Source organism: Bacillus sp. TH19, assembly GCF_016651075.1.
Taxonomy (GTDB): domain Bacteria; phylum Bacillota; class Bacilli; order Bacillales; family Bacillaceae_G; genus Bacillus_A; species Bacillus_A mycoides.
The window spans coordinates 961,210-985,902 of the sequence record NZ_JAEKEO010000007.1; the positions used below are offsets into that span (position 1 = coordinate 961,210).

Sequence of the window (24,693 nt, forward strand, 5' to 3'; positions counted from 1 at the left end):
ATTGCTTGTTATGATGTTGTTTTTTGTGATAATTTGGAATTAAATGAAAAATTAAAGTCGATAGAGGAGATTCAATGGGGAGCAAAAAGAGTAAGAAAAAGCAAGCTAAAAGACAAAAGTATATAAAGAAAAAACAGGAACAGAACATACCTCTTTCAAAAAAAGTAGTCATTATGATAGAAAAAACATTTCGGTATATTTGTATGGCTCTGTATGTGATTTTTTGCGTGTTTTTATGTGGGATGGTTAAAAATTTTGGGATAACCCCTAATGTTATTGAAGGTATTTTTGGCGTTACACTTGTTATGGTAGAAGGATTCTTATTCTTTATATTATTTGATAAAGTGTGGCCTAGTCATGAAAGTAAAAAAGATAGAAAAAGAAGAAAAAAATCTTCATCCGATTCAAGCTCATCAAGCGGATTTGGTGATTACAGTAGCAACGATTGTAGCAGTTCAAGTGATGGTGGAGGAGATTGCGGAGGTGGAGGAGACTAAATTAGTTTTTCAGAAGAACGACTAATGAAAGGGTGGGACGAAAGATGGAAACTGTGAATTTATTAGAATTAACAAAGGACATTCAAGAACAACATAAAAACTTCGTCGTTTCAAATGTAAATAATCATTGCTTACGAATCGCCGTATTTACTGGTGAATATGATTGGCACTATCATTCTAATTCGGATGAATTATTTATTGTGCTAGAGGGAGAACTACTTATCGATTTTGAAGATGGAGAGACGGTGGTTTTAAAGCCAAATGATTCTATCTTAATTCCAGCATGCACGATCCATAGAACGAGAGCATTCAAGAGAACGGTAAATCTTTGTTTTGAAAATATAGAGGCGGATACGATTAAAGTGGAGCAATTATGAAAAAATTATCTGTAGCCCAGTATAGAAAAATCCTTCCGATTTTAGAAGGTCATACAAGGACAACAACCTTTGCTCATGCGGTATGTGATCAAATGATAGATGGTGAAGTTTTTGCAAACGAGAAGTTAACAGCAGGACTAATTCGTACAGCTAATGGTATCTATTATTTATTTGGTGATACGGATGATCAAAATTATAACGAATATTTATTTGCGTATTTAAAAATGGCTATTGAAAAAACAGAGAAACGATTTACACTGTTCACTTCGAGTGAAGAGTGGGAAATGATGATTGAAGAGTACTTTAGTAATGCATTTCGGAACATCCCACGAATGACATTTCAATTTCAAAGAGAAGTTTTTGAAGACAGAAGAATAGAATTAAACAAAAATACATATGAAATTAAACGTATTGATAAAAGTGATATAGAACGAAGTAATGAATTTACAGAGGATTATTACAAAGAATATTGGGGATCAAAAGAAGTGTTTTTAAATAACGGCTTTGGTTTTTGTATAGAACAAGATGGGATGATTGTAGCCGAATGCGTCTCAATATTTAGAGGGAATGGTTTTGCTGAAATTGATATTGCAACACATGAAGCACATCAAGGGAAAGGGTTAGCTCAAGCTGTCGCAACACGTTTCATTGAACAGTGTATACAAAATCATATTACACCATGCTGGGATTGTAATGTAGATAATATTCCCTCGCAAAAATTAGCTAGTAAATTAAGCTTCCATAATCCAGTAGAATATGTTTTGTTTGTCCGCAAGAAAATGGGGGAATAAAAGATGAACGTAGAATTAACAAGATTCAAAGTCAAGCCAGGTAAAAGTCATCGCGTAGATGAATGGATGCAGCTTCTTAATGATAATATGAAAGAAGTGCTTTTGACATTAAACGACGAAAAGATGTATGTAGAGACAATTTTCCGGGAAATAAGAGATGGAGAAGAGTACTTATATTGGTATTCTGTGCAAGGAGAAGGCGGGGCTCTTGTCGAAAATTCTCATCATGAAATTGATAAAAAGCACTTAGCGTTTTGGTATGAATGTATTGATGAAGAAACACCGTCTGTTGATATGAAAACAGAAGTTGTTATGATTCAAGATGTTGTGAAGGAAGTAATGAAATAATAGAATAGTATGTTGGAGAGAAGCGCATCAAAATAGATGTGCTTTTTATTTTGAAAAACGATTTAACAATAAACTCAAAAGAATTTCTATACCAAATGAAGTCTTTAGCAAAAAAATAGTGAAGGTATACCAAGTGATTATTTTGAACAATATTATAAAGCAATAAAAAACACCAAACCAAAAGACCTACCAATATACGGTGTAGTCGTAACAGGAAAAATAGAGAATTTACAAGGTTTACAAGGAGCACCATATATTAAGGCGGCTGTAAGAGGCGTAACAGTTGAGAAATATTGATTACAATTAATTAATGTGAATAATCAGAAAATTTATGTTATAATATGGGAAAAGGAGGCTTATATGAGGCAAATACATGGAGCAATTTATATTTACATAACAATGTTTTTCGTAGGAGCATCTTATGGATTAGGGCATATGTATTCGCATCCTATATTAACTTTTTTAAGCGGAGCATGTATGGTGTTTGCGCTTCTTGTCCACCTTTTCTCAGTTTGGATCGTGAAATTTCAAATTAATATTAGTGAAATAGAAGAAGGCACTTTTTGAGTGGCCTTCTTTTTTAATAATATTGGCGGAGCCCCTGCAGTAATTTTTCAATTTCGCATTCAGTTTCTTTACATATAGACATTGTGCGTAATCTGAAAAATAAACTACGTAAGAAAGATTTTATATTTCCGTATAGAAATTCGTACGAGTCAATATGTAGTGTCGGTTTTTGAACTTGCAATTGAGCTACTAGATCACGAAGGGCTAATATGAGTACTTCTTCCGCTAGGCCATTTTGCAGCATTACGACAATTGGACAAACGATACGTTCATCTTCTTCATACTTGTAATAGATGGAATGGATACAAACTTTATTTAATAAAGTTGTTAGTATTTCTTCGTAATGTGAAGCTCCTAGTTTAGGATTATTAACAAGCGCTTCAAATGTATCGGAAGCATGAGCGATACTATGTGCCCAGCCATGGTCTTGCACATAGCCTCGTAAGTCATGTTCTTTGTTCATATATAGAATTAATTTATCTTTTACATTTAAAATATCAGCCTGTGATAAGAAATTATGTTTTGTATCAGCATCGATAATGAGTGCGATTAATAATGTTGTAAATGCACGGGTAAATACAGCATCGTCGTCATCTGAATGAATCTTGTAAAATAAATAGTTTTCATTGATGCTTTCTGATAATAGTTTCTGTAAGTGTGAGTGTGAAAGGTAGTCCTTTTTAATGAGATGATAAAAAGTAGAGTAAATGAGTTTGTCTCTTAAATAGCTATCAGTAACACCGATATGTTGAAGCATACTTGAACTTAAAGAATCAATATGAATTGTGTTATCTAGTATGTAATTATTATTACGAATTTCTTCTAACTGTTGCTGTAACATATAAATCCTCCTTTTTTAGAAAAATCTGTATATTAATACTATAATGAGAGGAAGAAATAGACAAGAAATAAGTGCTTTTGAATGGGGGGACATTATGAAGAGAGCATTATTCTTTTTTATTAGTATTTTCTTTTTTGGAAGTTGTTCGATTTCGTATGTTACTTTTTCTAGCGAGAGCAAAAGTTGGACGGGGCAATATAAAGGTCATATTAAGGATGACAGTGAAGATGGAATGTTTACGTTTCAGTATAAGGGCGGAGATGGAAATACAGAATTTAAAAATTTAGAGATTGCTATTAATGAAGCGTTCAGTACAATGACACAAACGTCAGAAAGTCATAAAGGGGCAAGGATTGAAATGAAATCATCTTGTGTAAGTTGTGCGCCTCTATCTAAAGATGAACCGATAGAGGTTGTGATTAAATGGGATGATAAGTATGAAGAGAAGATGGTTTTAAAGCGGAAATAGCGAAGAGTGAGGGATTAAAGATGAATAGAAATATGAAAATTTCTATTCATATATTTTTAAGTGTATTTCTAATCATATTATCAGCGTGTACTACGAAAACAGTAGAGCAAGTAGAAGTAAAAGAAGAACCTAAAGAAGGGTATGTAATATTGAGAAATGGCACAATATTTTTTGACAGTGATAAAACTTTTAAAACAAAAGTAGAATTGCAAAATTATATGGAACAACCAATGAATAAAGAGCATCCATCAGATACAGTCTTGAGCTTTAAGGATAAAAACGCATATGATCAATTAAAAACAGGGGATAAAATAAATGTATGGTCTTCTCAGATACTTGAAAGTTATCCAGCAAAAATGATTGTAGAGAGACTTGAAATAGTAGAGAAATAGAAAAAGGTAGCGATCACGCTACCTTTTTATTATTTCACAAATTGTAATTCTTTCGGGAACTTCGTTAAGATCTCTGATCCATCTTTTGTGATGTAAATATCATCTTCAATACGAACGCCACCTACGTTTGGTACGTAAATACCTGGTTCGATTGTGAAGACCATACCTTCTTTTAATAGAGAATCGTTGCCTTCTTTTACATCTGGATATTCGTGTACGCTAATTCCAAGTCCGTGACCAAGGCGGTGTGGGAAGAAGTCTCCGTAACCTGCATCTGCGATAACAGAGCGAGCAGCATTGTCAATTGCACCAAATGTAACGCCTGGTTTACATGCTTCAACTGCTTGTAATTGTCCAGCAAGTACAGTGTTGTAAATGCGAGTTTGTTCTTCAGAAAGTTCACCGAATGCTACTGTACGTGTAATGTCAGAGCAATAACCTTCAATGATTACACCTAAATCAAATAGTACGAAATCGCCGCGTTTCATTTTGTTAGCACCTGGAATACCGTGTGGAAGAGCAGAGTTTGCACCTGCTAATACCATCGTATCGAATGACATTTTATGGATGCCTTTTGTTTTTAATTCATGCTCAATAATTGCTAATACTTCTAGCTCACTACGATTTTCTTTAATTGCATTTACACCAACTTCAACAGCATAATCTGCCATTTTAGCTGCTTCACGTAAAATAGAAAGTTCTTTTTCGTCTTTAATTAAGCGAAGCTCGCGAACTTTCTCTTCAGCTGATTTGAAAGCTGCATTTGGGAATAACTTTGTTAATTCTTCGTAACGTTCTACGTTTAAATGTTCTTTTTCAATTGCAACTGCATTTGCATCAATACCACGATCTTTAATTGCTTTTGCAATCATATCCCATGGTTTGTCCGTATCAGTAAATCCGATAATTTCATGTGCCCAGCCAGCGTTACGCGCTTGGCCTTCTTCCATTTTAGGACAAATTAAAATAGGCTCTTTTTCTTGGAATACAAATATACCAAGTAGTCTTTCATGTGGTTCACAGTGGAAGTTTGTCATGTAGAAAACGTTTGGTGTAGAAGTTAAGAACGCAGCTTCTACGTTTTTTTCTTTTAGCCATTGCATTAAATTTTCTAATCTAGCATTCATCGATTGGCACCCCCGAGATATTTAATTACAAATATAACTTTACATCGGACGAAAGCGTTATGACAAGTAAATAGATGTTAGAAAAGACAGGGAATTAAGAAATCATGTAGAATAAAAAGTGTGAATGTGAATAGGGGAGGAATGTAATGATGAAAGTATCTTATCACGGGCATTCAGTTGTAAAGATTGAAACGAATGGCAAAGTTATTTTAATTGACCCATTTTTAACGGGAAATCCGAAAACAGATTTAAAGGCTGAAGATGTAAAAGTTGATGCGATTATTTTATCGCACGGACATGGTGATCATGTTGGGGATACAGTAGAGCTTGCGAAGAAAAATAATGCAGTTGTAGTAGCACCGTTTGAACTAGCAACATTTTTAGGATGGCAAGGTGTAAATACACATCCAATGCATATTGGTGGTTCACATGAATTTGACTTTGGAAAAGTGAAATTTACTCAAGCATTCCACGGCTCTAGTTATATTGATGAAGAAAATAAGACGATTACATATACAGGTATGCCAGCTGGTATTTTGTTTACAGCAGAGGAGAAAACGGTATATCATGCAGGAGATACTGCTTTATTCTCTGATATGAAGTTAATTGGAGAACTGAATAATATTGATTTAGCATTTTTACCAATTGGCGATAATTTCACAATGGGGCCAGAAGATGCTGTGTTAGCATCAAAATGGATAGAGGCGAAAACAGTTGTACCGATGCATTACAATACGTTCCCAGTTATTGAACAAGATCCATATCAATTTGTAGGAAAGCTACAAAATTGTACAGGGAAAGTATTAGAAGCTGGAGAAAGTATTACACTATAAAAAAGAAACCCTTCATTTGAAATGACAAGTGAAGGGTTTTTTATGTGTGTAGTACAGTTTTTAAAGTCTGTATTTGTTTAGCTGATTCTTCTTGTTTTGTACGTGGCTGTTCGGGTGTTTCATTCAACTCCATTGCAACTTTTTTTCCATCTACGAAAGCTAAAAATACAGCACCTACAACCTCTAAAAATTTTTTCATAATGTATTCGCTCCTTTGTTTCATTTCTTGTCTTAATTGTATATTGAAGCGTCTGGACAAACTATCGAACGAGATGACAATACCATTACATTGTTGTAATAGAATGACTGGTGGAATGTAAGGGGTATTTTGTTATAAAAAAAATGGTACAGGCATATAAAGAGAGAGTGTAACAGTTTTGAAAATATAGTATACTGAAAATACAACACATGAAGAATTTAGGGAAAAGAAAGTATGGTGAAACCATTTGGCTACCAAACATAATCAAATTTTAGAACATATTAATAGCCTGCCGGTAGGGCATAAAATTTCTGTGCGGCAAATTGCGAAAGATTTGAGTGTAAGTGAAGGGACAGCTTACCGTGCAATTAAAGACGCAGAAAATAAAGGATATGTTAGTACAATTGAACGTGTCGGAACAATTCGAATTGAACAAAAGAAGAAAGAGAATATCGAAAAACTGACATATGCAGAAGTCGTTAACATTGTCGATGGTCAAGTACTTGGAGGCAGAGAAGGGCTACATAAAACATTAAATAAATTCGTAATCGGGGCTATGAAATTAGAAGCGATGATGCGCTATACAGAAGCAGGGAACTTACTTATTATCGGTAACCGTACGAACGCACATCAATTAGCATTAGAAACAGGGGCTGCTGTATTAATTACAGGTGGATTTGATACAGAAGAGCATGTGAAAAAGTTAGCAGATGAATTGAAATTGCCAATTATTTCGAGTAGTTATGATACATTTACGGTCGCAACGTTAATTAACCGTGCAATTTATGATCAACTTATTAAGAAAGAAATTGTACTAGTTGAAGATATTTTAACACCAATTGAAGAAACACTATATTTAAAGCCTAGTGACATAGTGCAGAAATGGCATGAGTACAATGAAGAAACGATGCATGGACGTTATCCAATTGTTGATGAAAATAAAAAGGTGTTAGGTATTGTAACTTCAAAAGATATGATTGGTGTCGTGAAAGAAACACCAATTGATAAAGTGATGACAAAGCATCCAATTACGGTAAACGGAAAAATGTCTGTCGCAGCTGCAGCACGTATGATGGTATGGGAAGGTATTGAGTTACTTCCTGTTGTGGAAGAAGGGAATAAATTGCAAGGGATCATTAGTCGCCAAGATGTACTTCAGGCGCTGCAAATGATTCAACGTCAACCGCAAGTTGGGGAAACAATTGATGATATTGTAACGAACCAATTTATGACGCCGAAAGAAGCGAAAAATGAGCATTTGTATCAATTTTCAGTGACGCCACAAATGACGAATTCAATCGGGACGTTATCTTACGGTGTATTCACAACAATTGTGACAGAAGCAACAAACCGTGTCATTCGTGCGCAGAAGAAGAGCGATTTAATTGTTGAAAACTTAACCATTTATTTCGTTAAGCCAGTTCAAATTGATAATGTTGTATCAGTTCATCCGAAAGTATTAGAAATTGGGCGTAAATTTGGTAAGATTGATGTAGAAGTGCATCATGAAGGTAATGTTGTCGGGAAGGCATTACTTATGGTGCAATTGATCGATAAATAAAAAGATGGAACAAATCGCTTTGGTTTGTTCCATCTTTTTTGTTTTATTGGGTTTGGAAGCTGTTGTTAAAGATGTGGAAGAGTTTTAGCGGGAAATATATATAAGGAGAGATGAATGTATAATTAGAAAAAACAGAATATTAATTCACTTAGATTGTATACTATGATATAATTAGATTGTAAGATAATGGATGTCGGAAGGGGGATGCATTATGTCATCAGAATTACTCTTTTTTGGTGGTATCGCACTCTTTTATTTCCTTGTGATGATACCAATTCAATACTTATACTTACAAGGATTAAATGAAAAAAAGAAACGAACAGGATTATCTCAGCAAGAACTATACAAACAGATGTCTTTTGGAGAAGAACAATTACATTTTCACGTGCAAGGTAATCCCTTTAATGTACCATCTGCGTTTGTTGCATATATGATTTTGAAAGTGAAGGGACGTAAAAAAGCATCACAATGTTGATGCTTTTTTTACGTTGTTTTATAAGATTCGGCTTCTTTGACTGCTAATGGTAGAAAATGTTTATATTGGCGGAATCCATTAAATGTACTCGCGCTGCCAAGTAAAATAAACAAAACACCAACGATAATGCGTGCAGTTGAAAGTTCTAAAAAGAATTGGTTTATCCCAAAGAAGAGGACGAATAAGCCGAGTGCCATTGCGGATTTTCCAGAGAGCCAACCTTTCTCCATTGGACGGTTTGTACGAAAGAATTTTGTTTTGTAGAAGAGGTACAACACAAATGAGATGATAATACAAAAGACGAATACTGGCATAATACACGCTCCCATCGATTGGTATAAAAATAACAATTTAGAAAAAAGAAAAATCTAAACTTTCTAACTTTTATTATAAAGCAATTGTTCGCATGTATGAAATGTTTTCCGTTATAATGGGGGATAAAGTGAAACTTTAATTAGTGTGGGGAGATCCCACGTACTAATTATTAGCCCTCACCAATCGGGCTTTTACGTGCATCCAGGCTCCAAATTAATTTTGCCCCATTGTTTTTAATACTTTTGAGGTGGGAGTCTTACTACACGTTAATGCGGGATAAAATGAAGAAGTTGAATAAAAAGGAGATTATACATATGCATGAGCAAATTTTAGGAGCAATTAAAGAGTTTGATACAATTATTATTCATCGTCATGTACGTCCGGATCCAGATGCGTTAGGTTCTCAGTGCGGACTTGGTACAATTCTGCAAGAATCGTTTCCAGAGAAAAATATTTATATGGTTGGGTACAACGAGCCTTCTTTATCGTTTTTACGAGTAATGGATGATATTGAAGATAGTGTATATGAAGATGCACTTGTTATCGTGTGTGATACAGCGAACCAAGAGCGTGTTTGTGATCAGCGTTATGCAAAAGGAAAGATGTTAATTAAAATTGATCATCATCCGAATGAAGACCCGTACGGAGATATTACATGGGTAGATACGACAGCAAGTTCTACAAGTGAAATGATTTATGAATTTTACAGTTATGGAAAAGATAAAGGATTAACGATTTCAAAGGAAGCAGCTCGCCTTATTTTAGCGGGTATTGTTGGAGATACAGGTCGTTTCTTATTCCCAAATACAACAGCGAAAACACTTCGTTACGTAAGTGAGCTCGTTGACATGGATGTAAAATTCACAGATTTATACAATGAAATGTATAAAACGAAAGAAAAAATTGCTCGTTTAAACGGTTATATTTTACAAAACTTTACGATGGTAGAAGAAGGCGCAGCGTACATTAAATTAACGAAAGAGGTACTAGAAGAGTTTGATGTACTTTCTACTGAAGCATCTGGTGTTGTCGGAGCACTTGGTAATATTGATGGATTAAAGGCATGGGTTCTATTTTTAGAGGAAGATGATGTTATTCGTGTTCGTCTTCGTTCAAAAGGACCAGTTATTAATAAGTTAGCAATGCAATATAATGGCGGAGGACATCCGATGGCTTCTGGTGCAAAAGCATCTTCTTGGGAAGAAGCAGATCGCCTGTTTGCTGATTTACGTGAGCTGTGTAGATAAAAATTGTATGTTGAACGAAAGAGAAGGAGAGGCACTGAAGCCCTCCTTTTTTTATTTTTCTTTCTCTATATCAATACTAATTTCAAGTACGGTATCAAAAGAGACTGTGTCTACTTTAAAGCGGTATATACGATCGTAATGTTTGTACGTTTTATTTTCGATGACTTTTTTGAGCAGGTCTTTATTTTTTGCGATGCTTTGAATGTTTTTCGTTAAAAGATGCTGGAGATCATTATGGATAGAAGTGGTCATGTTTTCAAGTGTAAGATTGTCTAAATCGTATTTTTTTCGATTTATAATTTTTATTTTGATTTCTTGAATTGTTAAGAGCCGTTTATTTTCTGTGTTCAATTTCTCTTGGTCTTCGAGAAGGACGTGGAGTTTTGCTTCTTGTTTTTCGATAATTTCTTTTTGTTCTGCTATTTTACTAGTTTGTTCTTCTTGAAAAACACCGTATATGTACAAAAAAACAAACCAGCTCAACACGCCTCCAACAGCAGCGCCAGCTAAAACTAAATACCACCTTTTGGCTGTATTGGCACTGGGTACTCTCATACATGTTCCTGTGTAAGCCATTTAATAATAATAAGACCAGTTTGCATACCGCCAGTTGCAAAAAAAATAAGGAGAATTTGTTTTACGATATCTTTCATATCTCCGCCAAAGAAGCTTCTTTCAAAGCTATAAAAGGTATCGAACGTTCCGCCAATTGCTGCAACGAGTGCCCAAATTCTTAAATTTTGGGCGAATTGATTAATATAAGTTAGAGCTGGTTTTCCGATGAGAAATGCACCAAATCCGCCAATTAATGAACCACCAAGTATAACTCCAAAGGCAATAAAATAACTAATAATAAGCAGAGAGAAAAAAGTATGTTCTCTTACATCCATCGTCATTCCCCTTTCTTCTTCATATATATGGACAAAGTATGAGAAGTATGTTTTGATTTCCGCTTTCCTCATCACCTATAATAAAAGTAGTCACATAGGTAAAGAGAGGGTACAACAGTGAAGTTTGTGCATTTACAATGTCAAACCGTTTTTAGTTTATTAAAAAGTGCTTGTAAAATTGATGAGCTTGTCATTCGGGCGAAAGAGCTTGGATTTTCATCGCTGGCCATTACAGATGAAAATGTTATGTATGGAGTTATTCCGTTTTATAAAGCATGCAAGAAAAATGGTATACAGCCTATTATCGGCTTAACAGCTTCTATTTTTAGTGAAGAAGAAGAAAGGTCTTATCCACTTGTCTTACTTGCTGAGAATGAAATAGGCTATCAAAATTTATTAAAGATCTCTAGCAGCATTATGACGAAGTCAAAAGAAGGTATCCCGAAGAAGTGGCTTGCTCATTATGCGAAAGGGTTAATTGCAATTTCACCAGGGAAAGACGGAGAGATTGAACAGCTATTATTAGAAGATAAAGAGAGTCAGGCTGAAGAAGTAGCTCGTACGTATCAAAATATGTTCAGCAATTTTTATATAAGTTTGCAGCATCATGCGATTCAAGATGAACTACTTTTACAAGAAAAACTGCCTGAATTTATTAATAAGGTAAACGTTCCAGTCGTTGCAACAAATGATGTTCGCTATATTAATCAAAGTGACGCACTTGTTCATGAATGTTTATTATCTGTTGAAAGCGGAACGAAAATGACTGATCCAGATAGACCGAGAATGAAAACGGATCAGTATTATTTAAAGTCATCGGATGAAATGGGAGCACTATTTTCTCATGCTGAGGAAGCGGTTCAAAATACAATAACAATAGCGGAACGTTGCCAAGTAGAAATTCCTTTCCATGTAAATCAATTACCGAAATTTCCTGTTCCATCTAACGAGACGAATGATACGTATTTGCGCCGTGTTTGTGAAGAAGGCTTGCAGAAACGCTATGGTACGCCGAAAGAAGCGCATATAGGACGTTTGGATCATGAATTAAATGTTATTTCTCGTATGGGATTTAGCGATTATTTCCTCATCGTATGGGACTTTATGAAATATGCACATGAAAATCATATTTTAACTGGGCCAGGCCGTGGATCGGCAGCTGGTTCACTCGTTTCTTACGTATTGGAAATTACAGATATTGATCCGATTGAATATGAATTATTATTTGAAAGGTTTTTAAACCCTGAACGTGTGACACTTCCAGATATTGATATTGATTTTCCAGATATAAGACGTGATGAGATGATTCGATATGTGAAAGATAAATATGGTCAGCTTCGTGTTGCTCAAATTGTAACGTTCGGAACTCTTGCAGCGAAAGCCGCAATTAGAGACATTGCTCGTGTAATGGGACTCCTGCCAAGAGATATTGACATATTTTCAAAACTTATCCCATCAAAGCTTGGTATAACGTTAAGAGATGCATATGAGGAATCGCAATCGCTCCGTGAGTTTATACAAGGGAATCTGTTACATGAGCGTGTGTTTGAAATTGCAAAACGTGTAGAGGGATTACCGCGTCATACGTCTATTCATGCAGCTGGCGTTATTATGAGCCAAGAACCGTTAACGGGAAGTGTAGCGATTCAAGAAGGGCATAACGATGTTTATGTTACGCAATATCCAGCTGATGCATTGGAAGAACTTGGATTGCTCAAGATGGATTTTTTAGGCTTACGTAATTTAACGTTACTTGAAAATATTATAAAATTTATTGTTGAAAAAACTGGGAAACAAATTGATATAAGAAATTTACCTCTGCAAGATGAAAAGACGTTTCAATTGTTAGGAAGAGGGGATACAACAGGTGTATTCCAGCTTGAATCAGGTGGTATGCGAAATGTACTTCGTGGGTTAAAACCGAATGAATTTGAAGACATAGTCGCTGTTAACTCGTTATACAGACCAGGACCGATGGAACAAATTCCAACCTTTATTGAATCGAAGCATGGGAAAAGACAAATTGAATATTTACATCCGGATTTAAAGCCGATTTTAGAAAGAACATACGGCGTAATTGTATACCAAGAACAAATTATGCAAATCGCATCGAAGTTAGCTGGATTTTCGCTTGGAGAAGCGGATTTGCTGCGCCGTGCAGTGAGTAAAAAGAATCGTGATATTTTAGATCAAGAACGTAAGCATTTTGTTCAAGGTTGTTTGGAAAACGGATACGATGAGACATCTTCAGAACAAATTTATGATTTAATTGTAAGATTTGCGAATTACGGTTTTAACCGAAGTCACGCTGTAGCTTACAGTATGATCGGATATCAGCTTGCATATTTAAAAGCAAATTATACGCTGGAATTTATGACTGCGTTATTATCAAGTGCAATTGGAAATGAAGATAAGATTGTGCAGTATGTACGAGAAACGAAGCGGAAAGGTTTTCACGTTTTACCGCCGTCTCTTCAGAGAAGTGGTTACAACTTCCAAATAGAAGGGAATGCGATTCGATATAGTTTACTTTCGATTCGGAATATCGGAATGGCTACCGTGACGGCATTACTCGAAGAACGAGAGGAAAAAATGTTCGAAGATTTATTTGAGTTTTGTCTTCGTATGCCATCAAAATTTGTAACAGAGCGAAATTTAGAAGCGTTTGTCTGGTCTGGTTGTTTTGACGGTTTTGGTGTTTCGAGGACGACGTTATGGAGAAGTCTTAAAGGAGCGTTGGAGTATGCAAATCTTGCACGTGATTTTGATTTAGGGGATGCTGTTCCGAAATCAAAATACGTACAAGGAGAAGAGCTATCCTTTATTGAACAGTTAAATAAAGAGAAGGAAGCACTCGGTTTTTATTTATCTAGCTATCCGACAGCGCAGTATGCGGAGCTAGGAAAAGAATTAGAAATTCCATCTCTTGCTCAGGCGATGCGACATAAGAAAAAAGTACAAAGAGCGATCGTATATATAACAAGTGTGAAAGTTATTCGTACGAAAAAGTTGCAAAAGATGGCGTTTATTACATTCTGTGATCAAAATGATGAAATGGAAGCCGTTATTTTTCCAGAAACGTATATACATTTTTCGGACAGGTTACAAGAAGGTGCAATCGTTTTAGTTGATGGTACGATCGAGCAAAGAAATCATAAGTTGCAATGGATCGTGAATGGACTATATCCGCTAGAAGAAATGGATGTTTATGAAGGAATGAAAGAAGCATCTGTTTACGTGAAATTGCCGTCTCAATATGAAAAAAAGCTTGTAAATCAGGTTACAAAAATATTGTTTGATTATTCAGGTTTTACGAAAGTACTAATTTATTATGAAAAGGAACATAAAATGGTACAATTATCTCGAAGTTTATCGATTCATCCAAGTGAAGAATGTCTAGGAGCACTTCGTGAAATTGTCGGTGACGAAAATGTCGTTGTGAAAATATAATGGACAATTTCCCTACACTTCGATTATTATAGTAGTAGTGTTCGTGGTCAGACCACTTGGAGAAATTGATATCAGCAAGCATAATTTGAGGAGAGTGGATAGTTTGTCAACACTTCGTGAAGAAGCACTTCACATGCATAAAGTGCATCAAGGAAAATTAGAAACTGTATCAAAAGTAAAAGTAGAAAATGCAAAAGATTTAAGTCTTGCATATTCTCCAGGGGTTGCAGAGCCTTGTAAAGAAATTTATGACGATAAAAGTAAGGTATATGAATATACAATGAAGGGAAATATGGTAGCAGTTGTGACAGATGGAACGGCTGTACTTGGTCTTGGTAACATTGGACCTGAAGCATCTCTTCCAGTAATGGAAGGTAAAGCTGTATTATTCAAGAGCTTTGCTGGTGTAGATGCATTCCCGATTGCCTTAAATACAAACGATGTAGATAAAATTGTTGAAACTGTAAAATTAATGGAGCCAACTTTTGGCGGTGTAAACTTAGAAGATATCGCAGCGCCAAACTGCTTCGTTATTGAAGAACGTTTGAAAAAAGAGACAAACATTCCAATATTCCATGATGATCAACACGGAACAGCTATCGTAACAGTAGCAGGCCTTGTGAACGCGCTGAAGTTAGTTGGAAAGAAAATGTCTGACATTAAAGTTGTCGCAAATGGTGCAGGTGCAGCAGGTATTGCAATCATTAAACTTTTATACCGCTATGGTGTACGTGACGTTATTATGTGTGACCGTAAAGGTGCAATCTATGAAGGTCGTCCTGTCGGTATGAATCCGGTGAAAGATGAAGTTGCAAAATATACAAATAAGAGTCGTATAGAAGGTTCTTTAGCTGACGTTTTACAAGGTGCGGACGTATTCATTGGTGTATCTGCAGCAGGTGCATTAACTGAAGAGATGGTTCGTACAATGAATGACGATGCAATTATTTTTGCAATGGCGAATCCGGTTCCAGAAATTATGCCAGAATTGGCAAAAGCAGCGGGCGCAGCTGTTGTTGGAACAGGTCGTTCTGACTTCCCGAACCAAGTAAATAATGTACTAGCGTTCCCAGGGATTTTCCGCGGTGCACTTGATGTACATGCGACACAAATTAATGAAGAAATGAAGATGGCAGCTGTACAGGCCATTGCAGAGCTTGTATCAGAGGATGAGTTGAATGCAGATCATATCATTCCAGCACCATTTGACGCGCGTGTAGCGCCTCAAGTAGCGGCTTACGTTGCGAAAGCAGCAATGGAGACAGGAGTAGCTCGCCGTCAAGTAGATCCAAATGAAGTCGCTGAGAAAACAAAACAATTAGCGCTGATTGGTAAAGAATAAGCGAGGAATTTCCATTGACATCATCAAATACAAAAGTATATCTCGAAATTGTAAAAAAAATCCGTTCCATTATGGAAGAGGATTGTTTAGTAGCAGGGGATCGTTTGCCATCTGAGCGTGAGTTAAGTTCACGCTTAAATGTTGGACGTTCCTCTGTAAGAGAAGCATTACGTGCGTTAGAGCTGGTAGGATTAATTGAAACGAGACGTGGTGAGGGAACGTTTATTCGAAACTTTTACGATAACGGTCTTGTACAATTAATTGCTCCGTTCTTGCTGCAAGATGAGAAAACAATTCGTGATTTATTACAAACAAAACGATTGCTTGAGAAAGATATGATTCGACTTGTATGTAATTTACCGAAAGAAACGTTTTCTGAAGTACTAAGTAAATTACACAAAGTGCTTGAAGAAAATGAAAGCTCAATTCCGGTGCTTCATCAAACGTTCTTTAAAACACTTATTGAACAATTCGATAATTATTTACTCTATCGCATTTGGATGATCGTAAATGATTACGTTGCAACTCTTTCTTGTGAAGTTTCAGGAGATTCTATCGAAATGTATAGAAAGCTTTATGCTACTTTGGAAGTGAAACAAGAAAATGATGCATTAAAAATTTACGATGAATTAGTAGAGAATATACAGTTTCACTCGTAATGTATAAAATTTGTCGAAATGACCATGACACGTTATGACAAACATTCTACCGCATAGCGGTTAAAGTTAAACGTAAAGAGAGAGGTTATTAGACAGATTGAGAAGATAAGGCTAACATCAAACATTGGTGTTAGCCCCATTTTCTTCTTACGCTAACCTTAGCTCTCAATGAAGGGGGTCAAATTGTGCTAAGAGATTTATTCGTGAAAAAGAAAAAGTACGCTGCAATACCTTCAGAACAAGTACGAAAAGATGTACCAGATGGCGTTATGACAAAATGTCCGAAATGCAAAAAAATCATGTATACGAAAGAGCTTCTTAAAAATTTAAAAGTATGCGTGAATTGTGGATATCATCATCCGATGAATGCATGGGAACGCCTTGATAGTATATTGGACGAAGGTTCATTTCGTGAGTATGACAAAGAGATGGTTTCACTAAATCCACTTGAGTTTCCGGGATATGAAGAGAAACTAGAAAACGATCGTAAGAAGACTAAATTGAATGAAGCGGTTGTAACTGGTGAAGGAACAATTGATGACATGCTTGTTGTTGTTGCAGTAATGGATTCTCGTTTTCGAATGGGCAGCATGGGCTCTGTTGTAGGAGAGAAAATTGCCCGTGCGGTTGAAAAGGCATACGACTTACAAGTTCCATTTATTATCTTTACTGCTTCGGGTGGTGCTCGTATGCAAGAAGGGATATTAAGTTTAATGCAAATGGCAAAAACAAGCGTAGCTTTGAAAAAGCATAGTAATGCAGGAGGGTTATTTATTTCTGTTATGACTCACCCAACGACGGGCGGGGTTTCAGCGAGTTTCGCTTCACTTGGTGATTACAATCTTGCAGAGCCAGGTGCACTTATCGGATTTGCTGGTAGACGCGTAATTGAACAAACAGTGCGTGAGAAACTACCGGAAGATTTCCAAACGGCAGAATTTTTACTAGAGCACGGTCAATTAGATGCGGTGGTGCATCGTGATGATATGAGAGAATCACTCCGTAAGATTTTAGAAGTTCATCAAGGGGGGGAAATGGCTGTATGGCAGAGCTAGAATTTGAAAAACCAGTTGTTGAGCTAAGAAATAAGATTCGTGAACTGAAAGACTATACGAAAAACAGCCAGATGGACTTCAGTGAGGAGATTCGTATTTTGGAAGACAAGCTAGAAAAACTAGAGGAAGATATATACGGCAATATGAAAGTATGGGACCGTGTTCAAATTGCTCGTCATGCAGAACGACCGACAACGCTCGATTATATTGAGCACTTATTTACTAATTTTTTTGAATGTCATGGAGATCGCCTATTTGGCGACGATGCAGCGATTGTCGGCGGCATTGCGAAATATAAGGGGATGCCCGTAACTGTAATTGGGCACCAACGCGGAAAAGATACGAAAGAAAATATTCGTCGTAATTTTGGGATGCCTCATCCAGAAGGATATCGAAAAGCACTGCGTCTAATGAAACAAGCGGAAAAGTTTAATCGTCCCATTATTTGTTTCATCGATACGAAGGGAGCTTATCCTGGTAAAGCAGCTGAAGAACGTGGACAAAGTGAGGCAATTGCCCGTAATTTATTTGAAATGGCGGGTTTAACTGTACCTGTTATTTGTATCGTTATCGGTGAAGGTGGTAGCGGTGGTGCGTTAGGTCTTGGAGTAGGAGATTACATTCATATGCTGGAAAATTCCACTTATTCTGTTATTACACCAGAGGGTGCGGCGGCGATTCTTTGGAAAGATGCTGGTAAAGCAAAAGAAGCTGCAGAAGCGATGAAAATTACAGCATTAGATTTGAAAGAATTAGGTGTAATTGACGAAATTATTCCAGAGGCAAAAGGCGGAGCACATCGTAATGTTTTGAAACAATCAGAAAATATAGATTTAATGCTTAAGAAAACTTTTGAACAATTAAGCGGAATTTCGAAAGATGAATTAATCGAAAAACGTTATGAAAAATATATGAAAATTGGGCAAGTTTCGTTTTCAAACGCTTCCATTGGGATAAAATAAGAAAAGCGTGCGTTCCTCTTCGCGAATGCACGTTTTTATTATGAAAAGACACATCTTCTCCATTGTGTTTTTGTATTTTTTCGTGTTATTTTATTATAAGGCAAATAATCTTTATGAGGTGAGTACAAATGAAACGTATTGGTGTATTAACAAGTGGTGGAGATTCACCTGGTATGAATGCTGCCATTCGTGCAGTTGTTCGTAAAGCGATTTTCCATGATATTGAAGTATATGGTATTTACCATGGATACGCTGGTTTAATTTCTGGTCATATTGAAAAATTAGAACTTGGTTCTGTTGGCGATATTATCCACCGTGGTGGTACAAAATTATATACAGCAAGATGTCCTGAGTTTAAAGACCCAGAAGTACGACTAAAAGGAATCGAGCAATTAAAGAAACATGGTATTGAAGGACTTGTCGTTATTGGTGGAGATGGTTCGTACCAAGGCGCAAAAAAATTAACTGAGCAAGGATTCCCATGTGTAGGTGTACCAGGTACAATCGACAATGATATCCCTGGAACAGACTTCACAATTGGTTTTGATACAGCTTTAAACACTGTTATTGATGCAATTGATAAAATCCGTGATACAGCTACATCTCATGAACGTACATATGTTATCGAAGTAATGGGACGTCACGCTGGAGATATCGCATTATGGGCTGGTTTAGCTGATGGTGCAGAAACTATCTTAATTCCAGAAGAAAAGTATGACATGGAAGATGTTATCGCTCGTCTGAAACGCGGTAGTGAACGTGGTAAAAAGCACAGTATTATCGTTGTAGCTGAAGGTGTTGGAAGTGCAATTGACATCGGTAAGCACATTGAAGAAGCAACAAGCTTTGATACTCGTGTAACTGTATTAGGTCACGTACAACGTGGTGGATCACCAAGTGCACAAGACCGTGTATTAGCTAGTCGTCTTGGCGCAAGAGCAGTTGAATTGTTAATTGCTGGTAATGGCGGACGTTGTGTTGGTATTCAAAATAATAAACTTGTTGATCATGACATTATCGAAGCGTTAGCTCAAAAGCATACAATCGATAAAGATATGTATCAATTATCTAAAGAATTATCTATCTAATCGGCTTAATGCCTTGTATTTGGGAACGGTTTCATAATTTTCGGAGGTGCAATATGCGTAAAACTAAAATTGTATGTACTATAGGTCCTGCTAGTGAAAGTATTGAGAAATTAGAACAATTAATGGAAGCGGGTATGAACGTTGCTCGTTTAAACTTCTCTCATGGTAGCCATGAAGAGCATGGAGCTCGTATTAAAAATATTCGTGAAGCTTCAAAGAAAACTGGTAAAACAGTTGGTATCTTACTTGATACAAAAGGTCCAGAAATCCGTACACATGACTTCGTAGACGGACAAGCTGAGCTTGTAACAGGTGCAGAAGTAATTCTTTCTACTGAACAAGTATTAGGAACTGCAGAGAAGTTCTCTGTATCTTATGCTGGCCTTTATGATGATGTTGATCCAGGCTCTCGTATTCTAATCGATGACGGTCTTATCGAACTAGAAGTAATCGAGAAAGCTGACGGAAACATCCGTACAAAAGTATTAAACAGCGGAACTGTAAAAAATAAAAAAGGTGTTAACGTACCAAACGTAAGCATTAAGCTTCCTGGTATCACTGAAAAAGACGTGCAAGATATCGTTTTCGGTATCGAGCAAAAAGTTGATTTCATCGCAGCATCTTTCGTACGTAAAGCATCTGACGTATTAGAAATTCGTGAATTATTAGAAGGGCATAACGCTCAATACATCCAAATCGTACCAAAAATCGAAAACCAAGAAGGTATCGACAACATCGATTCAATCTTAGAAGTTTCTGACGGTTTAATGGTTGCTCGTGGTGATATGGGTGTAGAAATTCCACCAGAAGAAGTACCATTAGTACAAAAACGTCTAATCAAAAAATGTAACGTATTAGGCAAACCAGTTATTACTGCAACACAAATGTTAGATTCTATGCAACGTAACCCACGTCCAACTCGTGCGGAAGCAAGTGACGTAGCAAACGCAATCTTCGATGGAACAGATGCAATCATGCTTTCAGGTGAAACTGCTGCGGGTCAATACCCTGTAGAAGCTGTAACAATGATGGCTAACATTGCGGTACGTGTTGAAAAATCATTACAATATGAAGATATGTTCAAAAAACGTATTAAAGAGTTCACGCCAACAATTACAGATGCAATTAGCCAATCTGTTGCGCACACAGCACTTGCTCTTGATGTAGCTGCAATCGTAGCTCCAACAGAAAGTGGACATACTGCGAAAATGATCTCTAAATACCGTCCGAAATCTCCAATCGTAGCTGTAACATCTGACGAGCAAGTAGGACGTCGTCTTGCACTTGTTTGGGGTGTTCAAGCATTTATGTCTGAGAAACGTGCAGCTTCTACTGACGAAATGTTAGATACAGCAATTCAAACAGGTATGGATGCGGGTCTAATCGGACTTGGAGATACTGTAGTAATCACTGCTGGTGTTCCAGTTGCTGAAACTGGTACAACAAACTTAATGAAAATCCACGTTGTTGGTGAAAAAGTTGCTAAAGGGCAAGGGATCGGTCGTAAATCTGCAAAAGGTAAAGTAGTTGTAGCGAAAACAGCTGCTGAAGCTGTAGCGAACGTAAACAAAGGTGATATCCTTGTTACGACAAGCACAGATAAAGATATGATTCCTGCAATTGAAAAAGCTGCTGCTCTAGTTGTAGAAGAAGGCGGTCTAACAAGCCATGCAGCTGTTGTAGGTGTATCAATCGGTATTCCTGTTATCGTTGGTGTAAACGGCGTAACAACAACTTTAAAAAATGGCCAAGAAGTAACAGTTGATGCAGCACGCGGAATTGTTTATAATGGACATGCGGAAGTGCTATAAGAAGTAATACGGAGAGAAGGATCGGAGTCCTTCTCTTTTTTTTACACAAAAAAGGATAGAGATAGCTTTAAATACCTGAAATCGCTTTGAAAAACGTTTATTATAATGTTTAGTGGGAGAGGGTTATTTGTCCTTTGTGAAGCTTGTATGAGCGTTTTAAGGGGCTTATAAAGGGTTTTGTAAGGGTGATGCTTTCAAACCTTTTAAATGAAATATGAAGGAGTGTGAGCTATGAAGTGGTTACTGTTCTTACTTATTTTAGTGCCGGCGATTGAGATTACGGTGTTAATAGGGTCGAGTCATGTAATAGGTTTATGGTCTACGTTCGCTATGATTGTATTTACGGGTATTGTGGGTGTATATTTGGCGAAACGACAAGGGTTTAAAGTACTTAGAGAGATTCAATTTAGGCTAAATAGAGGAGAAATGCCGGGTGATGCGGTTCTAGATGGTATTTTTATATTCGTAGGAGGTATTCTTTTAGTACTGCCTGGATATGTGACGGATATAATAGGTTTTATCTTTGTTGTTCCTATAACGAGGGCTTTATTGAAGCCGGCTGTTATGAAGTGGATTGATTGGAAATTTAGAAAGAGAACTACTATTATTGTTCAGAAATAACGCGTAGATTATAGCGATCTACGCGTTATTTTTTTATTTGCCACTTATAGTCAATTGTTAGCTTCCTGATCGGGTTGGATTTTTGTTAGTTATTAAACGATAGGATGCAGAGGGTTCTTGTGAATGAAAAGTGTTACGTTAGGATGATGTTTTTTGCTTGTAGTAAGATTCGACTAGTGAGCAGAAGTTAGACAGGAGAAGAAAAATTACTGATTAAAGGGTTCATCTGCCTCGTTTTGTATATTTATTCATTTACATAAAAAGAAATAAATGTAAGTAATAATTATAAAGTATATAGAATAAAAATGTATTTTTGTCCTAAAATATGCGTTTTTATGCAAAAAAATAAGAGGATTATCCTTTTTTAGGAAATTCTCTTGTAGATGTAGGTAGTACAAAAAAGTACAGTGAATAATCAGTGGGAAATTCCCACTGATTACAGTTGATTTTTTATTGTGTATGAATTAGGAAATATTATTTTGATGGTGAACCCTTAATGAATTTCCATAAGTCGTGGAATACATGAGCTTTGTGTAATGTATTAAGTAGTACTAATATGACTGGACCGATGATTAATCCTAAAAAACCAAAGAGCTTAAAGCCGACAAATAGAGCGATGAGTGTCGCTAATGGATCTAGTCCAATATTAGATGAAAGTACTTTTGGCTCCATGATTTGTCTTTGGACAATCACGACGATGTATAGGATGAGAAGACCGATGGCGAATGCAGTATCGCCTGTGAAAAATACGTATATAACCCAAGGAACGAAGACGGCTCCAGTTCCTAAATACGGGAGTAAATCGACAACCCCTGTAATAATCGCGATAGTAATTGCGTATGGCACGCGTAATATTAAAAGGCCGATTAGTACAATGATAGTTGTCATAGATACGAGTGTAAGTTGCGCTTTAACAAAACCAAACAAAGCTTTTCTTAAATCGACAAAAATAGTTTTTCCGTATCCATGCAAACGATTAGGGAGAAGTTTTCTTACTTTATGAGCAAGACGGTGCCAATCGTAACTAATGAAGAAGGTGGCTAATAAGACGAAGACAAGGACAGTTAAAGTTGTTGGTAATGCACTAATGAAATTTGTTAACCCACTTATAATGGCGGTTAAAAGTTCTTTCATTTGTGTCGTTGCTTCGGTGCCTAAGTTTTGAATGTTTTGTGTAATAGTGTATCGCTGTGGTTCTCCGAGATGATTAAATTTAGAGATTAAATCATCATAGAGAGGCATAATATGATTAAGTGCAAATTGTTGGGCGAATGCAACGATATCTGGAAACTTAACTGTAACAATTTGTAGTAAGTACGTTGTGGCAGATATTGCTTCAGTTACAAGGTATGTAACAAGTCCAACGATAGCTCCGAATACGAGAATTAAGCTAACGAGTACCGCTAATGCGCGAGGGAATTGTAGTTTTTGATTAAGGAAATTGACGACAGGATTAATCAAATAAGCGAATGCAAAAGCGATAATAAAAGGGTAGATAAGGCCTGACATGTACAGCAATGCATAGAACCCAACTACCGTTGCTACAATGACAAACATGAGTCGTAATATCATATATAGTAAGTTTCGGTTCAAAGATGTATACCTCCCATTCCAATTTGGATTATCCTAATTCGTTCAACTTATAACTAGTGAGATTCACTGATCAAAGTTTCACTTTATGTTATAGTGGAATGATGGATTTTTCCTGCTTTTTCAATATATGAGTGACCGGAAAAGCTTGGTGTTGATGCTTCTACTATATGGTAAAAACTTCATTTTCTCTTCTTTTTATTTTACCTGTTTCTTAATAGAAAAGAAAGGAGAGACGACCGTTTTTAAAAATGTATACATGCTTAAATTTTTGATGGTTAGAGTTTCAGTTTGTCATTTTAAAATATGAAAAAAATAAAGTGGTTATTGTTGCATATACATCGATATAGCATGTATAACGATAGGTTTAAAGGTATTTTTGTTTGGAAGCGAGTTCATTATTTTCAGAAAGGAAGTGCAAACATGATTAGTCAGTCAACGTTATTTTTATTCATACTACTTATTATAGGACTTATTGCTAAAAACCAATCGCTTACTGTAGCTATTGGAGTGTTATTCTTATTGAAATTTACGTTTTTAGGAGATAAAGTCTTTCCTTATCTACAAACGAAAGGGATTAACCTTGGTGTAACAGTCATTACAATAGCAGTGCTCGTACCGATTGCGACAGGGGAAATAGGCTTTAAACAACTCGGAGAAGCAGCGAAATCGTATTATGCATGGATTGCTTTAGCCTCAGGTGTGGCGGTCGCTTTGTTAGCGAAAGGCGGCGTACAATTATTGACGACGGACCCACATATTACAACCGCACTTGTTTTTGGGACAATTATAGCTGTAGCTTTATTTAATGGAGTCGCTGTAGGTCCATTAATTGGGGCTGGAATTGCCTACGCAGTTATGAGTATTATACAGATGTTTAAATAAGGAATTTTATAGTAATATAAAATTTTTGAATTCTTTCTGTTCACAAAAGTCAGATAATTGTTTATAATAGGATTAGAAACTTTGAAAAGTTACATAACAGCAGAGACTTTACACCAGATAAAATAAAAACAACATAAAACAATTTTATAATGATATTGTTTTATGTTGTTTTTATCATAAACTCTTCGGAATTTATTTTCCTCACTAACTTGTTGTTCTGAGCGTGAGGATTCGGGGAGACATTCACGCTCATGCTTTCCATGTAAGTAATGGACAATAAGAGGGGAACATCGCAATAAAT

At 36.3% G+C, this 24,693-nt stretch carries 27 protein-coding genes and 1 pseudogene; 21 read left to right on the top strand and 7 right to left on the bottom strand.

Annotated elements, in window-relative coordinates; genetic code table 11:
• Positions 1-74 precede the first annotated feature (74 nt).
• From JFU54_RS08750 to JFU54_RS08775, 6 genes and pseudogenes are all read left to right on the top strand, one after another.
• On the top strand, positions 75-497 hold the full coding sequence (locus JFU54_RS08750; RefSeq protein ID WP_002164987.1) for a hypothetical protein: 423 nt from the start codon (positions 75-77) through the stop codon (positions 495-497).
• A gap of 44 nt (positions 498-541) precedes the next feature.
• Positions 542-874 carry a cupin domain-containing protein gene (locus JFU54_RS08755; protein WP_002015525.1) on the top strand — a complete coding sequence of 111 codons (333 nt, stop codon included), beginning with the start codon at positions 542-544 and terminating at the stop codon, positions 872-874.
• Complete coding sequence (locus JFU54_RS08760) at positions 871-1,665, top strand: GNAT family N-acetyltransferase (RefSeq protein ID WP_002143366.1); 795 nt, start codon at positions 871-873, stop codon at positions 1,663-1,665. The genes JFU54_RS08755 and JFU54_RS08760 overlap by 4 nt, the downstream gene beginning before the upstream one ends.
• Before the next feature lie 3 nt (positions 1,666-1,668).
• Positions 1,669-2,013, top strand: a complete 345-nt coding sequence (locus JFU54_RS08765) for a DUF6176 family protein (RefSeq protein ID WP_002034307.1) — start codon at positions 1,669-1,671, stop codon at positions 2,011-2,013.
• Positions 2,014-2,063: 50 nt separating this feature from the next.
• Positions 2,064-2,310: pseudogene (locus JFU54_RS08770) on the top strand (anti sigma factor C-terminal domain-containing protein); the annotation flags it as partial.
• Positions 2,311-2,373: 63 nt separating this feature from the next.
• Positions 2,374-2,580, top strand: a complete 207-nt coding sequence (locus JFU54_RS08775) for a hypothetical protein (protein ID WP_201064261.1) — start codon at positions 2,374-2,376, stop codon at positions 2,578-2,580.
• A gap of 13 nt (positions 2,581-2,593) precedes the next feature.
• On the opposite strand, the gene JFU54_RS08780 is transcribed toward JFU54_RS08775, so the two are convergent.
• Positions 2,594-3,421: a DUF2785 domain-containing protein gene (locus JFU54_RS08780; RefSeq protein WP_201064263.1), complete on the bottom strand. Its 828-nt coding sequence runs from the start codon at positions 3,419-3,421 to the stop codon at positions 2,594-2,596.
• A 94-nt stretch (positions 3,422-3,515) separates the two neighbouring features.
• Here JFU54_RS08780 and JFU54_RS08785 point away from each other — a divergent pair, with 94 nt between their 5' ends.
• Entirely contained in the window at positions 3,516-3,890 is a 375-nt protein-coding gene (locus JFU54_RS08785) for a hypothetical protein (protein ID WP_201064265.1), read from the top strand.
• A gap of 20 nt (positions 3,891-3,910) precedes the next feature.
• Entirely contained in the window at positions 3,911-4,282 is a 372-nt protein-coding gene (locus JFU54_RS08790; protein ID WP_201064267.1) for a DUF3221 domain-containing protein, read from the top strand.
• 29 nt (positions 4,283-4,311) lie between these two features.
• Here the strand turns inward: JFU54_RS08790 and pepQ are convergent, their stop codons facing one another.
• A complete protein-coding gene (gene pepQ / locus JFU54_RS08795) occupies positions 4,312-5,409 on the bottom strand; it encodes a Xaa-Pro dipeptidase (RefSeq protein ID WP_201064269.1) in 1,098 nt (365 codons plus the stop codon).
• 149 nt (positions 5,410-5,558) lie between these two features.
• Here pepQ and JFU54_RS08800 point away from each other — a divergent pair, with 149 nt between their 5' ends.
• Positions 5,559-6,242 carry a metal-dependent hydrolase gene (locus tag JFU54_RS08800; protein ID WP_002167583.1) on the top strand — a complete coding sequence of 228 codons (684 nt, stop codon included), beginning with the start codon at positions 5,559-5,561 and terminating at the stop codon, positions 6,240-6,242.
• Positions 6,243-6,282: 40 nt separating this feature from the next.
• Here JFU54_RS08800 and JFU54_RS08805 read toward each other — a convergent pair whose 3' ends face one another.
• Positions 6,283-6,441, bottom strand: a complete 159-nt coding sequence (locus tag JFU54_RS08805; RefSeq protein WP_002164990.1) for a hypothetical protein — start codon at positions 6,439-6,441, stop codon at positions 6,283-6,285.
• Between the two features lie 247 nt (positions 6,442-6,688).
• Between JFU54_RS08805 and JFU54_RS08810 the strand changes: the two genes are divergently transcribed.
• On the top strand, positions 6,689-8,002 hold the full coding sequence (locus tag JFU54_RS08810) for a DRTGG domain-containing protein (RefSeq protein WP_002067504.1): 1,314 nt from the start codon (positions 6,689-6,691) through the stop codon (positions 8,000-8,002).
• Positions 8,003-8,213: 211 nt separating this feature from the next.
• Positions 8,214-8,477: a DUF3949 domain-containing protein gene (locus tag JFU54_RS08815; protein ID WP_201064270.1), complete on the top strand. Its 264-nt coding sequence runs from the start codon at positions 8,214-8,216 to the stop codon at positions 8,475-8,477.
• An 8-nt stretch (positions 8,478-8,485) separates the two neighbouring features.
• Here JFU54_RS08815 and JFU54_RS08820 read toward each other — a convergent pair whose 3' ends face one another.
• Positions 8,486-8,791, bottom strand: a complete 306-nt coding sequence (locus JFU54_RS08820; RefSeq protein WP_002088950.1) for a YtpI family protein — start codon at positions 8,789-8,791, stop codon at positions 8,486-8,488.
• A gap of 315 nt (positions 8,792-9,106) precedes the next feature.
• Between JFU54_RS08820 and JFU54_RS08825 the strand changes: the two genes are divergently transcribed.
• Positions 9,107-10,039: a DHH family phosphoesterase gene (locus JFU54_RS08825; RefSeq protein WP_002167586.1), complete on the top strand. Its 933-nt coding sequence runs from the start codon at positions 9,107-9,109 to the stop codon at positions 10,037-10,039.
• Positions 10,040-10,090: 51 nt separating this feature from the next.
• Here JFU54_RS08825 and ytrI read toward each other — a convergent pair whose 3' ends face one another.
• Together ytrI and JFU54_RS08835 are read right to left on the bottom strand one after the other, a co-directional pair.
• Positions 10,091-10,594, bottom strand: coding sequence for a sporulation membrane protein YtrI (ytrI, locus tag JFU54_RS08830; RefSeq protein ID WP_002088948.1), 504 nt, complete (start codon positions 10,592-10,594; stop codon positions 10,091-10,093).
• On the bottom strand, positions 10,591-11,004 hold the full coding sequence (locus JFU54_RS08835; RefSeq protein WP_002034291.1) for a YtrH family sporulation protein: 414 nt from the start codon (positions 11,002-11,004) through the stop codon (positions 10,591-10,593). The genes ytrI and JFU54_RS08835 overlap by 4 nt, the downstream gene beginning before the upstream one ends.
• A 42-nt stretch (positions 11,005-11,046) precedes the next feature.
• On the opposite strand from JFU54_RS08835, the gene dnaE reads away from it, so the two are divergent.
• From dnaE to JFU54_RS08875, 8 genes are all read left to right on the top strand, one after another.
• Positions 11,047-14,379 (top strand): DNA polymerase III subunit alpha, encoded by a 3,333-nt coding sequence (dnaE, locus tag JFU54_RS08840; RefSeq protein ID WP_002143352.1) that lies wholly within the window; start codon positions 11,047-11,049, stop codon positions 14,377-14,379.
• A gap of 133 nt (positions 14,380-14,512) precedes the next feature.
• On the top strand, positions 14,513-15,721 hold the full coding sequence (gene ystJ, locus JFU54_RS08845) for an NADP-dependent malic enzyme (protein WP_161793975.1): 1,209 nt from the start codon (positions 14,513-14,515) through the stop codon (positions 15,719-15,721).
• 14 nt (positions 15,722-15,735) lie between these two features.
• On the top strand, positions 15,736-16,380 hold the full coding sequence (locus tag JFU54_RS08850) for a FadR/GntR family transcriptional regulator (RefSeq protein WP_002143351.1): 645 nt from the start codon (positions 15,736-15,738) through the stop codon (positions 16,378-16,380).
• Between the two features lie 185 nt (positions 16,381-16,565).
• On the top strand, positions 16,566-17,435 hold the full coding sequence (gene accD / locus JFU54_RS08855) for an acetyl-CoA carboxylase, carboxyltransferase subunit beta (protein WP_002015500.1): 870 nt from the start codon (positions 16,566-16,568) through the stop codon (positions 17,433-17,435).
• Complete coding sequence (gene accA, locus JFU54_RS08860; protein WP_000818787.1) at positions 17,423-18,397, top strand: acetyl-CoA carboxylase carboxyl transferase subunit alpha; 975 nt, start codon at positions 17,423-17,425, stop codon at positions 18,395-18,397. Before accD ends, accA begins: the two co-directional genes overlap by 13 nt.
• Positions 18,398-18,525: 128 nt before the next feature.
• Positions 18,526-19,485 (top strand): 6-phosphofructokinase, encoded by a 960-nt coding sequence (gene pfkA, locus JFU54_RS08865; RefSeq protein ID WP_002034288.1) that lies wholly within the window; start codon positions 18,526-18,528, stop codon positions 19,483-19,485.
• Between the two features lie 53 nt (positions 19,486-19,538).
• Entirely contained in the window at positions 19,539-21,296 is a 1,758-nt protein-coding gene (gene pyk / locus JFU54_RS08870) for a pyruvate kinase (RefSeq protein ID WP_002015497.1), read from the top strand.
• A gap of 231 nt (positions 21,297-21,527) precedes the next feature.
• Positions 21,528-21,917, top strand: a complete 390-nt coding sequence (locus tag JFU54_RS08875; protein WP_002088939.1) for an FxsA family protein — start codon at positions 21,528-21,530, stop codon at positions 21,915-21,917.
• 474 nt (positions 21,918-22,391) lie between these two features.
• Here JFU54_RS08875 and ytvI read toward each other — a convergent pair whose 3' ends face one another.
• Positions 22,392-23,510 carry a sporulation integral membrane protein YtvI gene (gene ytvI / locus JFU54_RS08880; protein ID WP_002143350.1) on the bottom strand — a complete coding sequence of 373 codons (1,119 nt, stop codon included), beginning with the start codon at positions 23,508-23,510 and terminating at the stop codon, positions 22,392-22,394.
• 420 nt (positions 23,511-23,930) lie between these two features.
• On the opposite strand from ytvI, the gene JFU54_RS08885 reads away from it, so the two are divergent.
• Positions 23,931-24,392 carry a DUF441 domain-containing protein gene (locus JFU54_RS08885; RefSeq protein ID WP_000625507.1) on the top strand — a complete coding sequence of 154 codons (462 nt, stop codon included), beginning with the start codon at positions 23,931-23,933 and terminating at the stop codon, positions 24,390-24,392.
• The last annotated feature ends 301 nt before the right edge of the window (positions 24,393-24,693 follow it).